Annotated in this window: 14 protein-coding genes; 7 read left to right on the top strand and 7 right to left on the bottom strand. The window is 74.9% G+C overall.

The genetic code is table 11. The features are described 5' to 3' along the window. Positions 1-50 precede the first annotated feature (50 nt). From ACI79V_RS05420 to ACI79V_RS05435, 4 genes are all read left to right on the top strand, one after another. Positions 51-1451 carry an MFS transporter gene (locus ACI79V_RS05420; protein WP_456887407.1) on the top strand — a complete coding sequence of 467 codons (1401 nt, stop codon included), beginning with the start codon at positions 51-53 and terminating at the stop codon, positions 1449-1451. Between the two features lie 114 nt (positions 1452-1565). After that, entirely contained in the window at positions 1566-2288 is a 723-nt protein-coding gene (locus tag ACI79V_RS05425; RefSeq protein WP_456887408.1) for an ABC transporter ATP-binding protein, read from the top strand. After that, a complete protein-coding gene (locus ACI79V_RS05430) occupies positions 2285-3061 on the top strand; it encodes an ABC transporter permease (RefSeq protein WP_456887409.1) in 777 nt (258 codons plus the stop codon). Before ACI79V_RS05425 ends, ACI79V_RS05430 begins: the two co-directional genes overlap by 4 nt. Positions 3062-3117: 56 nt before the next feature. Beyond that, complete coding sequence (locus ACI79V_RS05435; protein WP_456874921.1) at positions 3118-3678, top strand: TetR/AcrR family transcriptional regulator; 561 nt, start codon at positions 3118-3120, stop codon at positions 3676-3678. Here ACI79V_RS05435 and ACI79V_RS05440 read toward each other — a convergent pair. Then, positions 3675-4487, bottom strand: coding sequence for a thioesterase family protein (locus ACI79V_RS05440; protein ID WP_456887410.1), 813 nt, complete (start codon positions 4485-4487; stop codon positions 3675-3677). The two genes, ACI79V_RS05435 and ACI79V_RS05440, sit on opposite strands and share 4 nt — an antisense overlap. A 28-nt stretch (positions 4488-4515) precedes the next feature. Here ACI79V_RS05440 and ACI79V_RS05445 point away from each other — a divergent pair, with 28 nt between their 5' ends. Further along, a complete protein-coding gene (locus ACI79V_RS05445) occupies positions 4516-5484 on the top strand; it encodes an aldo/keto reductase (RefSeq protein ID WP_456887411.1) in 969 nt (322 codons plus the stop codon). Here the strand turns inward: ACI79V_RS05445 and thpR are convergent. The 5 genes from thpR to ACI79V_RS05470 all read right to left on the bottom strand — a co-directional run bounded on the left by thpR (position 5453) and on the right by ACI79V_RS05470 (position 9801). Further along, positions 5453-6001 (bottom strand): RNA 2',3'-cyclic phosphodiesterase, encoded by a 549-nt coding sequence (gene thpR / locus ACI79V_RS05450; protein WP_456887412.1) that lies wholly within the window; start codon positions 5999-6001, stop codon positions 5453-5455. The two genes, ACI79V_RS05445 and thpR, sit on opposite strands and share 32 nt — an antisense overlap. A gap of 23 nt (positions 6002-6024) precedes the next feature. Continuing rightward, the gene (locus ACI79V_RS05455) at positions 6025-6432 is read right to left on the bottom strand and encodes a hypothetical protein (protein ID WP_456887413.1); all 408 of its coding nucleotides are present in this window, start codon (positions 6430-6432) and stop codon (positions 6025-6027) included. 65 nt (positions 6433-6497) lie between these two features. Continuing rightward, positions 6498-7784: an MFS transporter gene (locus tag ACI79V_RS05460; RefSeq protein ID WP_456887414.1), complete on the bottom strand. Its 1287-nt coding sequence runs from the start codon at positions 7782-7784 to the stop codon at positions 6498-6500. Beyond that, entirely contained in the window at positions 7781-8215 is a 435-nt protein-coding gene (locus ACI79V_RS05465; RefSeq protein ID WP_456874915.1) for a MarR family winged helix-turn-helix transcriptional regulator, read from the bottom strand. Before ACI79V_RS05465 ends, ACI79V_RS05460 begins: the two co-directional genes overlap by 4 nt. A 32-nt stretch (positions 8216-8247) precedes the next feature. Continuing rightward, positions 8248-9801: an NCS2 family permease gene (locus ACI79V_RS05470; protein WP_456887415.1), complete on the bottom strand. Its 1554-nt coding sequence runs from the start codon at positions 9799-9801 to the stop codon at positions 8248-8250. A 108-nt stretch (positions 9802-9909) separates the two neighbouring features. Between ACI79V_RS05470 and ACI79V_RS05475 the strand changes: the two genes are divergently transcribed. Further along, on the top strand, positions 9910-10143 hold the full coding sequence (locus ACI79V_RS05475) for a DUF2530 domain-containing protein (protein ID WP_456887416.1): 234 nt from the start codon (positions 9910-9912) through the stop codon (positions 10141-10143). 3 nt (positions 10144-10146) lie between these two features. Here ACI79V_RS05475 and ACI79V_RS05480 read toward each other — a convergent pair whose 3' ends face one another. Further along, positions 10147-11460 carry an ArgE/DapE family deacylase gene (locus ACI79V_RS05480; protein ID WP_456887417.1) on the bottom strand — a complete coding sequence of 438 codons (1314 nt, stop codon included), beginning with the start codon at positions 11458-11460 and terminating at the stop codon, positions 10147-10149. A gap of 131 nt (positions 11461-11591) precedes the next feature. Here ACI79V_RS05480 and ACI79V_RS05485 point away from each other — a divergent pair, with 131 nt between their 5' ends. Further along, positions 11592-12029 (top strand): Lrp/AsnC family transcriptional regulator, encoded by a 438-nt coding sequence (locus tag ACI79V_RS05485; protein ID WP_456887418.1) that lies wholly within the window; start codon positions 11592-11594, stop codon positions 12027-12029. Positions 12030-12041 lie beyond the last annotated feature (12 nt).

Below are 12041 nucleotides of genomic sequence, written 5' to 3' on the forward strand. Positions count from 1 at the left end.
ACATCTCGGACGGGTCAGTTCCGCCCTACGCGACGTCCGGAGGGACGGCGATGTCCACCTCACCCCAGGAAGCACCCGCCCTCGACCGACGGTCCCTGCGCAAGCTGATGGCAGCGGGACTGATCGGCAGTTCGATCGAGTGGTACGACTTCTTCATCTACGCCACCGCGGCGGCGCTGGTGTTCGGCGACCTGTTCTTCCCGAACGCCTCCCCGCTCATCGGCACGCTGCTGGCCTTCAGCACCTTCTGGGCGGGGTTCATCGCCCGCCCCATCGGTGGCCTGGTCTTCGGTCACTTCGGGGACAAGGTCGGCCGCAAGCCCGCCCTCGTCACCTGCCTCGTGCTGATGGGGTCGGCGACCTTCCTCATCGGCCTGCTGCCCACGGCCGACTCGATCGGCGTACTCGCCCCCATCGCGCTCGTCGCCCTCCGCTTCCTGCAGGGGATCGCGGTCGGCGGGCAGTGGGGCGGGGTCATCCTCCTGCTCACCGAGAACGCCGGGCGCGACCACCAGGGGCGCGCGGGGACCTTCGGGCAGATGGGCGTCCCCATCGGGGTCATCCTGGGCAACGTCGCCTTCCTGGCCGTGAGCGCGAGCGTCAGCCCCGAGGCCTTCGTCTCGTGGGGCTGGCGCATCCCGTTCCTCGCCAGCGCCGTGCTGCTCCCCGTCGTGATGTTCATCCAGCTGCGCGTGGAGGACACCCCGGTCTTCCGCCGGCTCCAGGACCAGCACGAGCACGCCCCCGAGGCCCAGGTCGCGCAGGCTCCGCTCAAGGAGGTGGTGCGCAAGCACCGCCGGCCGGTGCTGCTCGGTGCGGGCCTGCTGTTCGGCACCAACGCGATCTTCTACATCAGCATCGCCGGGGTGCTCGACTACGCCACCCGCGACCTCGGCGTGGACCGCGACGCGCTGCTCACCGTCACGCTCATCACCTCGGCGCTCTCGGTCTTCGTCATCTACTTCAGCGGGTCGCTGTCGGACCGGATCGGTCGCCGGCCACCGATCCTGCTCGGCGCGGCGATCATCGCCCTGTGGGCCTTCCCCTTCTTCTGGCTCATCGACACGGGGTCGCTGCCGCTGATCTTCGTGGCCCTCACCGGAGGCCTGATCGGGTCGTCGCTCACCTACGGACCCCTGGCGGCCTACCTCGCCGAGCTGTTCGAGCCGCGGATCCGGTACTCGGGGGCCTCCTTGGCCTACCAGCTGGCCGCCATCCTGGTCAGCGGGGCCACGCCGTTCATCATGACCGCGCTGCTGGCGGCGACGGGCACCTCGGCGTGGGTCTCGGTGTACATCTGCCTCATGGGCGTCGTCACGTTCCTCGCCGCCCTCGCCCTGCGCGAGACCCGTCCGCGGTACGAGGTCCGCGGCAACGTCACCCGCGACACCACGGGGGACCCGACGGCCGGGGTGTCCCCGGGCGACGCACGACGCGGCACCCGCCGCTGACCTGCACCTCCCCTCGTCCGCTTCCCAGCGTGCGAGAACCCGTTGACGGTCCCCGATGAACTCACCTAGCGTTGAGTTCATCAGGCGTTGAGTTCTCGCCACCGGGAGGCCGACATGACCGACGCCGTCACCGTCACCGACCTCGTCGTCGACCGCGGGCGCCGCCGGGTGCTGCACGGCCTGTCCTGCGCGGTCCCGGCCGGCCGGGTCACCGGCCTGCTGGGGCCAAGCGGCAGCGGGAAGACGACGCTGATGCGCGCGCTGGTCGGAGTGCAGCGGGTCCGCTCGGGCACGGTGACCGTGCTCGGCGAGCCCGCCGGCTCCCCCAGCCTGCGCCGGCGGGTCGGGTACGTCACCCAGGCGCCCAGCGTCTACCCCGACCTCACCGTGCGCGAGAACGCACGCCACTTCGCCGCGCTCCACGGTCGCGACGCCCGGGCCGCCGACGACGCGCTGGCCGCCGTCGGGCTGGCCGACGCCGCCGGGCAGCTGGTCCGCGACCTCTCCGGCGGCCAGCAGGGCCGGGCCTCGCTGGCCTGCGCGCTGGTCGGCGAACCCGAGCTGCTGGTCCTCGACGAGCCCACGGTGGGCCTGGACCCGGTGCTGCGGGTGGAGCTGTGGGAGCGCTTCCACGCCCTCGCCGCGGCCGGCACCACGCTGGTGGTCTCCAGCCACGTCATGGACGAGGCCGGCCGTTGCGACCGGCTGCTGCTGCTCCGGGAGGGCCGGCTGCTGGCCGACTCCACGCCCGCGCAGCTGCGCGCCGCGTCGGGCACCGACGACCTCGAGGAGTCCTTCCTCCGCCTCGTGCGGGCACAGCAGGAGGTGGCGGCGTGAGCGTCCCGACGGCCGTCCTCAGCCCGCGGCTCACGGGCGTGACCACCGCCCGGGTGCTGCGCCAGCTGCGCCACGACCACCGCACCATCGCGATGATGCTGCTGCTGCCCAGCCTGCTGCTGGGCCTGCTGTACCTGTTGTGGCGCGACGTGCCGACCCTGCCCGGGCAGCAGGGCGTCTTCGACCGCGTCGGGCTGACGATGCTCGGCGTCTTCCCGTTCGTCGTCATGTTCCTGGTCACCAGCATCGCGATGCTGCGGGAGCGCACCTCGGGCACGCTCGAGCGGCTGCTGACCACCCCGCTGTCCCGGCTGGACCTGCTGCTGGGCTACGGCGCCGCGTTCGGCCTGGCCGCGGCGGCGCAGGCGGTCGTCACGGTCACGGTGGCCACGACCCTCTACGACCTCGACATCGCCGGGGCGCCGTGGCTGGTGGTGCTCATCGCCGTCGCCAACGCCGTCCTCGGCGTCGCCCTGGGCCTGCTGGCCAGCGCGTTCGCCCGCAGCGAGTTCCAGGCGGTGCAGTTCATGCCGGTCGTCGTGCTGCCGCAGTTCTTCCTCTGCGGGCTGCTGGTGCCCCGCGAGCAGATGGCCGGCTGGCTGCAGGCGATCAGCGACGTCCTGCCGCTGACCTACGCCGTGGAGGCCCTGCAGGAGGTCGGGCGGTCGGCCGCGGAGACGGGCACGATGTGGCGGGACGTCGGCATCGTCGCCGGCGCCGCCGTCCTCGCCCTCGCGCTGGCGGCGGCCACCCTGCGGAGGAGGAGCAGCTGAGCACAGCACGGCGGCCGACCGGCCGGCGGCCGGGCAACCCCGACACCCGCGAGGCGGTGCTGGCCGCGGCCCGCACCGCCTTCGCCGAGCGCGGGTTCGACGGCGCCTCCATCCGGGGCATCGCCGCCGCCGCCGGGGTCGACCCGGCGCTCGTGCACCACTACTTCGGCACCAAGGACGCGCTGTTCCTGGCGGCGGTGCAGGCACCGGCGGACCCGGACGAGTTCCTGCCCGAGGTGCTGGAGACCCCGCTGGACGAGCGGGGCGCCGCGGTCGTGCGCATGGTGCTGCGCGTCTGGGACGGGCCCGGCCGCCCGGCCGTGCTGGCGCTGGTCCGCTCCGCGGTGAACCACGAGTGGTCGGCCCGGCTGCTGCGCGAGTTCGTGCTGGCGAAGATCGTCCGCCGGGTGGTCGGCTCGGCGGACACGCCGGTCGAGGAGCGGGAGGCCCGGGGCGCGCTGGTCGCCTCCCAGGTGGCCGGGCTGGTCTTGATGCGCTACGTGCTGCGGCTGGAACCGCTGGCGTCGGCCTCCCACGAGGAGGTGGTGGCGGCGGTCGGCCCGACCCTGCAGCGCTACCTCACCGGCGACGTCCCCCTGCTCGGCCGGCGGGACTAGCGCGCCACCCGGGCGAGCTGCCGGGCCTGGGCGACCAGCCGGCCGGTGGCGTCCCAGATCCGGCACTCCTCGTCCGACCACCCGCCGGTCACCTCGGTGGAGCGGGACTCGACCAGGCACCAGCCCGGCGCCGGCAGCGCGCGCACCAGGACCTGCAGCTGCACGGTGGGCGCCCACCCGGGCCGGCCGACGGCGAACGCGGTCGGCGGCAGCGAGTCGGCGAACAGCAGCAGGGCCAGCGGGTCGGGAACGCGGCCGTCGGCCAGCCGGATCCAGGCCCGCAGCAGCCGCGTGTCCGAGGGCCGGCCGGCCACCCAGCCCGCCGTCGCGGGGTCCAGCCGGGTGTCGAGGTGCCGGGCCAGCCCCACCGCCGGGCCGCCCTCGGTGGTGCGGGTGGCCACGCAGTCGTCGGGGGCGGGCAGCTCCGGCGCGGGGTTGACCGTGTAGTCGGCCCCGTCCCGGCCGAGGGTCGCCGTCGTGACCTGGACGGCGAGCGTGGGACCGGCCGCGCCGGTGAGCTGCACCGAGGAGTGCGCCAGCGTGCGCCCGGCCGGCCCCGCGGTGACGGCCAGGTCGGCCGGACCACCGGAGGTGGCGCGCAGGTAGCTCGCCGACAGCGCCACCGGGTGCGGGTGCGGACTGTCCAGCAGCGCCGCCCGGGCGACGACGGCCAGCAGGTAGCCGCCGTTGAGGACGCCGTTGCCGACGTCCCAGCCCCGGTCCAGCTCGGCGCGGACGCCGCCGCCCTCCGTGCGGTACACGGCGGTGGCCCGGTCGAAGGCGGACTGTCCGGTGTCGGTCTGCGGCACGGCCGCCAGGGTGCCAGGGTGGGCGGACGTGGAGTACACGCACCTCGGACGCAGCGGCCTGTCGGTCTCCCGGCTCTGTCTGGGCACCATGAACTTCGGCTGGCGGACGGAGGAGGCCGACGCGCACGCGGTGATGGACCGCGCGCTCGACGCCGGGATCAACTTCGTCGACACCGCCAACGTCTACGGCTTCGAGGCCGGCAAGGGCCGCACCGAGGAGGTGCTGGGGACCTGGTTCGCGCAGGGCGGCGAGCGCCGGGAGCGCACGGTGCTGGCCACCAAGGTCTACGGGTCGATGACCGACTGGCCCAACGACACCTTCCTGTCCGCCCGCAACATCGTGCGCGCGTGCGACGCGTCGCTGCGCCGCATGCAGACCGACTGGATCGACCTCTACCAGTTCCACCACGTCGACCTGGCCACGCCGTGGGAGGAGATCTGGCAGGCCTGCGAGACGCTCGTCGCCCAGGGCAAGGTCCTCTACGTCGGCTCGTCCAACCACGCCGCCTGGCAGCTCGTCGCGGCCAACGAGGCCGCCGCGCGCCGGCACTTCCTCGGCCTGGTCAGCGAGCAGTCCCACTACAACCTGCTGACCCGGCACGTGGAGCTCGAGGTGCTGCCGGCCGCCCGGCACCTCGGCGTCGGCGTCATCCCGTGGAGCCCGCTGGCCCAGGGGCTGCTGGCCGGTGTGCTGGGCGAGCAGAAGGGCGACCGACGGCACCAGGAGCGCAACCGCAGGCGCATCGAGGAGCACCGCCCGGCGCTGCAGGCCTACGAGGACGCCTGCCGCGAGTGGGGACTGGCGCCTGCCGACGTCGCGCTGGCCTGGCTGCTGCACCAGGACGGCGTGACGGCGCCGATCGTCGGCCCGCGCACGGCCGACCAGCTCGAGGGCTCCCTGACGGCACTCGACATCCGCCTGGAGCAGGCCCAGCTCGACCGGCTGGACGAGGTCTTCCCCGGCTTCAGGGCCGCTCCGATGGAGTACGCCTGGTGAGGTGGGAGGAGAGCACCTCGTGCCGGCCGCCGGTGCTGCGCACGAGCGTCACCTCGCGCACCGGCCACTCCGGCCCGCGGTAGTCGGCCAGCCGGTCGGGCAGGTCCCCGTCGGCGGCCCGGCGCGGGTGCCACCGGCCGAGGGTGAGGTGCGGGCGGAAGGGCCGGTCCTCGACCGGGAGCCCCAGCCCCCGCGCCGCGGCGGCCAGCCGGCCGGCGAGCCCGGAGAGGACGGCGACGTCGCCGTCGACCCCGGCCCAGCACACCTGGGGTCGGCGCCGCGAGCCGAAGCGACCGGCACCGGCCAGCCGCAGCACCGCGGGCGGGGTCGCCGTGACCGCCTCGCCCACCCCGGCGGTGAGGGCGGGAAGCAGCGACGGCGGCACCGCGCCGAGGAACAGCAGGGTCAGGTGCCAGCGGGCCGGGTTCCCCCAGCGCGGCGCGCCGGGGGCGTCCCGCAGCGGCGCGAGCGCGGCGGCGAGGTGGTCGCGGGCGTCCGCGGGCGGGGTCACGGCCATGAACAGCCGCAGCGGCGGCCCGCTCAGCGCACGACCATGCCGGCGTCGGTCAGGGCCGTCTGCACCCGCAGCCGCTCGACGTCGCGCGGGAAGCCCGGGGGCAGGCCGGCCAGCGTCGTCGGGACGGCGAACTGCCGGGCCGCCTCGCACAGGACGTCGTCGTAGGCGGCCTGGAACCCGCGCCGCCGCGCCTGCGGGGACCCGGCGGGGACGACCTCGAGCTGGCGGGCCAGCCGGCGCAGGTCGGCCGCGACCGCCTCGACCGGCCGGTGCACCGGCGCCAGGGGGACCTCCGGCTCCCGCGCCCGGCGGCGGGCCCGCAGGTCGAGCAGGAACTGCCCGGAGAACAGGCGGAAGGCCAGGCCCATCAGGGCGAAGGCGCCGACGAGCATCGCGGTGATGCCGGCGAGCTGCAGCAGGGAGGAGGTCATCGTCACTCCGGGGAGCCGGTGGGCGCGACGGTACGTGGGCGCGACGGCGTCCGCCAGGTCACGGCTCAGGTGGCGGTCGACACCCGCCGGGCGGGGGCCGCCGCCGCCCGCACCCGCCGTCCGCGGACCAGCGCCAACGCGGCCACCGACGCGGCCAGGACCACCACCGCGCCACCGAGGACCAGGCCCCACCGCGCGCCGAGGTGCTCGGACACCCAGCCGATGAGCGGGGCGCCCAGCGGCGTGCCGCCGAGGAAGCAGGTGAAGTACAGCGCCATCACCCGGCCCCGCATCTGCGGGTCGGCGCCGAGCTGCACGAAGCTGTTGTTGGCGACGCTGAACACCAGGGCGGCCGCGCCGGTGGGCACCAGCAGGACGGCGAACGGCCAGGAGCCGGGCACCAGCCCGCAGGCCACGGTGAGCAGGCCGAACACCCCCGCGGAGACGAGCAGGAAGCGCTGTCGCGGCCGGGCGCTGCGGCGGGTCGACAGCAGCGCCCCGGTCAGCGAGCCCACCGCGAACAGCGTCGAGAGCAAGCCGAAGCCCTCCGCTCCCAGACCGAGGACCTCTCGGGCCATGAGCGCGATGGTCACCTGGAAGTTGAAGCCGAACGTGCCGATGACGAAGGCCAGGACCATCGCCAGGCGCAGGTCGGGCCGGTGCCACGCGTAGGCCAGCCCCTCGCGGAGCTGGCCGCGGCCGCGCGCGACCGGGTCGCTGCGCCGCAGCTCGTCCGGCCGCATGGCCAGCAGCGCCCCGATCGTGAACGCGAAGGACGCCGCGTTGACGGCGAAGGCCGGCGCGGTGTCCCCGCCGGAGGCGCCGATGAGCAGGCCGGCGAGCGCGGGCCCGACCAGCCGGGCGCCGTTGAAGATCGTGGAGTTGAGCCCGACGGCGTTGGGCAGCAGCTCGCGGCCGACCATCTCCGATACGAACGCCTGGCGGACCGGGGCGTCGACGGCCGAGACCGACCCGAGGCCGGCCGCGAGCACGAACACGTGCCACAGCGCGACCGCGTCGGCGGCCACGAGGCCGGCCAGGACGAGCGCGAGCAGGCCCATCAGCACCTGGGTGAGGACCAGGACGCGGCGCTTGTCGTAGCGGTCGGCCAGGACCCCGCCGTAGAGGCCCAGCAGCAGCGTGGGCCCGAACTGCAGTGCCGTCACCAGGCCGAGGGCCACGCCGCTGTCGCCGGAGAGCTGCAGCACCAACCAGTCCTGGCCGATCCGCTGCATCCACGTCCCGGTCAGGCTGACCAGGTTCGCCGACGCGTAGAGCCGGAAGTTGTGCACCCGCAGGGACCGGAAGGCGCCGCGCCCGGCCGCGGTCGGGTCAGCGGCCGTGGACCTCACCCACCGGCGAGTTCCTCCATGATCTCGGCGGCCTCGCGCAGCGTGGCCCGCTTCTCCGGCGTCAGCAGGTGCAGGCGGTTCGACAGCCACGCCTCCCGGGCCCGGGCCTCCTCGGTCAGCAGCTCCTCGGCGGCGTCGGTGAGGCCGATGACCACCTGCCGCCCGTCGGTCGGGTGCGGGGTACGGGTGACCAGGCCCCGGGCCTCGAGGGCGACGACGACGCGGGTCATCGACGGCGGCTGCACCCGCTCGTGCGCGGCGAGCTCACCGGGGCTCATCGGCCCGTGCCGCTTGAGCGTGGACAGCGCCGCCAGGTGGGTGAGCGTGACGGAGGTGTCGACCCGCTGGTTGCGCAGCCGCCGGGAGAACCGCATGACGGCCAGCCGGAGGTCGTGGGCGAGCGCCGCGGTGTCCAGCGTCGACCTCGTCACGCTCACCAGCGTACCCGGGTCGTTAGCAGTGCTCAGAACAGTTGCTGGAGCGGCTCCAGGGCGAAGTAGACGAGGAACAGCGCCGCGATGACCCACATGAGCGGGTGGATGCCGCGGGCCCGGCCGGTCACCGCCCGCAGCAGCACGTAGGTGACGACGCCGGCGCCGATGCCGTTGGTGATCGAGTAGGTGAACGGCATGAGCGCGATGGTGAGGAACGCCGGGATGACCAGGGTCATGTCGTCCCACTCGAGGGTGCGGATCTGGCTGATCATCAGCGCGCCGACGATCACCAGCGCCGGGGCCGCCGCCTCCGAGGGGACCACCTGCACCAGCGGCGTGAAGAACATGGCCACGAGGAACAGCGCGCCGGTGACGATGCTGGCCAGGCCCGTGCGGGCGCCGTCGGCCACCCCGGAGGCGGACTCGATGTAGGTCGTGTTCGACGAGACGCTGGCCGCGCCGCCGGCCGCGGCGGCCAGGGAGTCGACCAGCAGCACCGGCTGGGAGCCGGGCAGGTTGCGGTCCTCGTCGAGCAGCCCGCCCTCGGCGCCGACGGCGGTGACGGTGCCGACGGTGTCGAAGAAGTCCGCGATCATGATCGAGAACACGATGAGCAGCGCGGCGACGACGCCGATCCGCTCGAAGCCGCCGAACAGCGAGAACTGCCCGACGATCGACAGGTCGGGTGTGGCGACGACCGTGTCGGGCAGCGTGGGCACCTGCAGCGCCCAGCCCCGCGCGTCGGCCTCGGTGCCGTCGGGGCCGATCCGCGGGCCGATGTCGGCCACCGCCTCCACGACGATCGCCAGCACGGTGGAGACGACGATGCCGATGAGCAGCGCCCCCCGGACCCGGCGGACGACCAGGACGGCGGTCAACAGCAGCCCGACGACGAAGACCAGCAGCGGCCACCCGGCGAGCTGCCCGCCCACGCCGAAGCTGATCAGCGGCGCGCCCGGCCGGATCACGCCGGCGTCGGCCAGGCCGATGATGGTGAGGAAGAAGCCGATGCCGACCGCGATCGCGGTCTTCAGCTGCGGCGGGATCGCCTCGAACACCGCCCGGCGGAATCCGGTGAGCACCAGCACGGTGATGAGCAGGCCCTCGAGCACGACCAGGCCCATGATCTCCGGCCAGGACAGCTGGGTGGCGGCGAAGACGGCGACGATCGCGTTGATGCCCAGGCCGGTGGCCACCGCGAACGGGTAGCGGCCGACGACGCCCATGGCCACGGTGAGCGCGCCGGCGACCAGCGCGGTGACCGCGGCGACGGCACCGAAGGGCAGCGTGGCGCCGGTGACGTCGGCCCCCGACAGGATGATCGGGTTGAGCACCACGATGTAGGCCATCGTGAAGAAGGTGGTCAGGCCGCCGCGCACCTCGCGGCCGACCGTGCTGCGCCGGGCGCTGATGCCGAAGTAGCGGTCCAGCCCGTTGCGCGGCCGCAGCTGCGGGCCCTCGCTGCGCCGGAGCCGGGTGGGGGACGCCGCGACGTCGGCGGGCGTGTCGCCGGCGGTGCCGGACCTGGCGCCCGCCGCCGTGGTCGCGCCGGTGCTCCGGGACGGGCGGGACTTCTCGGGCATGCGGGCTCCTGCGGACTGCGGCTGCCGGGCGGTGAGCGGCGACAGCGTGCCACACGGCGGCGCGCGCTCCCCGCCGGTCGGCGCCGCACGGCGCCTAGGGTCGGCGACGTGCCCCGCCCGCTGAAGCCGGCCCCTCCCCCGCTGCGCGTCGACACCGCCCGCGTCGTCCTCGCCGGCACGGCGCTGTGGGCGGTCGCGCTCGTGGTCGTGCTGCTGCTCGGCGACCGGGTGGCGCGGGTGTGGACCTGGACCTGCGTGGCGGGGATCGTGCTGCCCTTCGTCGGGCTGGCGATCATGCGCTGGCAGGGCCAGCTCGGCCGGCGGGACCGCGACGACCGGTAGCGCTCAGCCGGCCTGCAGCAGGCGCACCGTCGCCACGGCCAGCACCCGGGTGACCGCCGTCAGCTCGGTGAGGTCGACGTACTCCTCGTAGGAGTGCGCGTGCACGACGTCGCCGGGGCCGTAGTGCAGCGTCGGGACCCCCTCGGCGGTGTAGAGCCGCAGGTCGCTGCCGTAGGGCACGCCCCGCTCGCGGGGCGCGGTGCCGGTCAGGTCCTGCTGCGCCGAGGTCACGACGCGCCGCAAGGGCGCCCCGGCCGGGGTCCGCCCCGGCGCGAACTGCCCGCCGGGCCAGGTGACCTCCACCGGGTGGTCCCGCAGGAACGGGTGCCCGGCGCAGGCGGCGGCCAGGCGCTCCTCGACGGCGGCGCGCGCCTGCGCCGGGTCCTCGTCGAGGCGGACGCCCAGGCGTCCGGTGGCGGTGAGCGTGTCGGGCACGGTGCTCGCCCAGTCGCCGGCGACGACGGTGCCCACCGAGATGGTGTGCGCGATCGGGTACTCGGCCATCAGCGGGTCGACGGCGGCGTTGCGCTCGGCCTCCAGCTCGCGGAGCACGGCGTCGAGATGGGTGAAGTGCTCCACGGCGCTGCGGCCGGCCCAGCGAGCGCTGCCGTGCGCCGGCTCACCGGGGACGACGAGCTGGAAGGTCAGCGCCCCGCCGGCCGCGGTGGTGAGCGTGCCGCTCGTCGGCTCGGTGATGACGCAGGCGTCACCCCGGTGCCCGCGGGCCAGCGTCGCGAAGGCGCCCAGGCCGCCGTCCTCCTCACCCCCGACCAGGTGCAGGGCCAGCCGGCCGGGGAACCGCAGACCACTGGCCAGCACCGCCTCGGCGACGGCGAGGTTCGCGGCCACCCCGGCCTTCATGTCGCACGCGCCGCGCCCGTACAGCCGCGGGCCGGCCGCCCGCGGCGTCCACGGGTCACCGGTCCACCGCCGCAGGTCGCCCGGGGGGACGACGTCGACGTGGCCCTGCAGCACCACCGTCGGCCCCGCGTCGTCCCCGGTGGCGGCCACCAGCCCCCAGGACTCACGCCGGGGCACCTCCGTGCCCGGGAACCCGGGCCGGGCGGCCAGTTCCGCGACGTCGATCCGCCAGTGGTCGACGGCCATCCCGGCGCGCGCGGTGCGGTCGGCGAGCAGGCCGAGCAGGTCGGACTCGGCGTCGCTGCCGGTGACGCTGGGCACGCGCATCAGGTCGGCCAGCGTGCGGTGCAGCGCCGGGACGTCGAGCGCGTCGAGGACGGCCTGCTCGGCAGCGCCGAGCCCACCCGGCCGCCCGGGCTCCGCGGCTGCCTGCACCCAGGAACTCGTCAGCGTCACGACCCCTCCTCTTCTCGAAGGTGTGGGAAGCAGACGCTAGGGAGCCGCAACCGCCGGCGGAAGGCCCCAGGGCTGCGTCCTGCCTATGATCCGTTGCGTCACAGCCCGCCTGGACGCAACGGAGGACCGCGGTGGACGACCTGGACCGGGCGATCGTGCAACAGCTCCTCCGGGACGCACGCACCACCTACGGCCGCATCGGGGCGGAGGTGTCGCTGAGCGCGCCCGCCGTCAAGCGCCGGGTCGACCGGCTGGTGCGCAGCGGCGCGATCCGGGGGTTCACCGCCGTGCTCGACCCCGCCGTCCTCGAGTGGGACGTCGAGGCCTACGTCTGGGTGTACTGCGAGGGCGCTCCCGACCCCGAGGAGGTGCGCCGTCAGCTCGAGGACGTCCCCGAGGTGGTCCGGGCGACGACGATCTCCGGCACCGCCGACGTCGTGGTGCGCCTGCAGGCACGCGACACCGGCGAGCTCGAGCGCGCCGTCCGCCGACTGCGGGCGCTGCCCACCGTCGCGCGGACCGAGAGCGCGGTGGTCCTCTCGCGGCTCATCGACCGGCCGCGGACCTAGGGAGGCCGGGCG

It is taken from the genome of Geodermatophilus sp. SYSU D00700 (assembly GCF_054050255.1).

Coding starts and splice junctions, on each gene's coding strand:
- ACI79V_RS05420 (WP_456887407.1), top strand. CDS start 51: ATGTCCACCTCACCCCAGGAAGCACCCGCCCTCGACCGACGGTCCCTG.
- ACI79V_RS05425 (WP_456887408.1), top strand. CDS start 1,566: ATGACCGACGCCGTCACCGTCACCGACCTCGTCGTCGACCGCGGGCGC.
- thpR (WP_456887412.1), bottom strand. CDS start 6,001: ATGGCCGTGACCCCGCCCGCGGACGCCCGCGACCACCTCGCCGCCGCG.
- ACI79V_RS05455 (WP_456887413.1), bottom strand. CDS start 6,432: ATGACCTCCTCCCTGCTGCAGCTCGCCGGCATCACCGCGATGCTCGTC.
- ACI79V_RS05470 (WP_456887415.1), bottom strand. CDS start 9,801: ATGCCCGAGAAGTCCCGCCCGTCCCGGAGCACCGGCGCGACCACGGCG.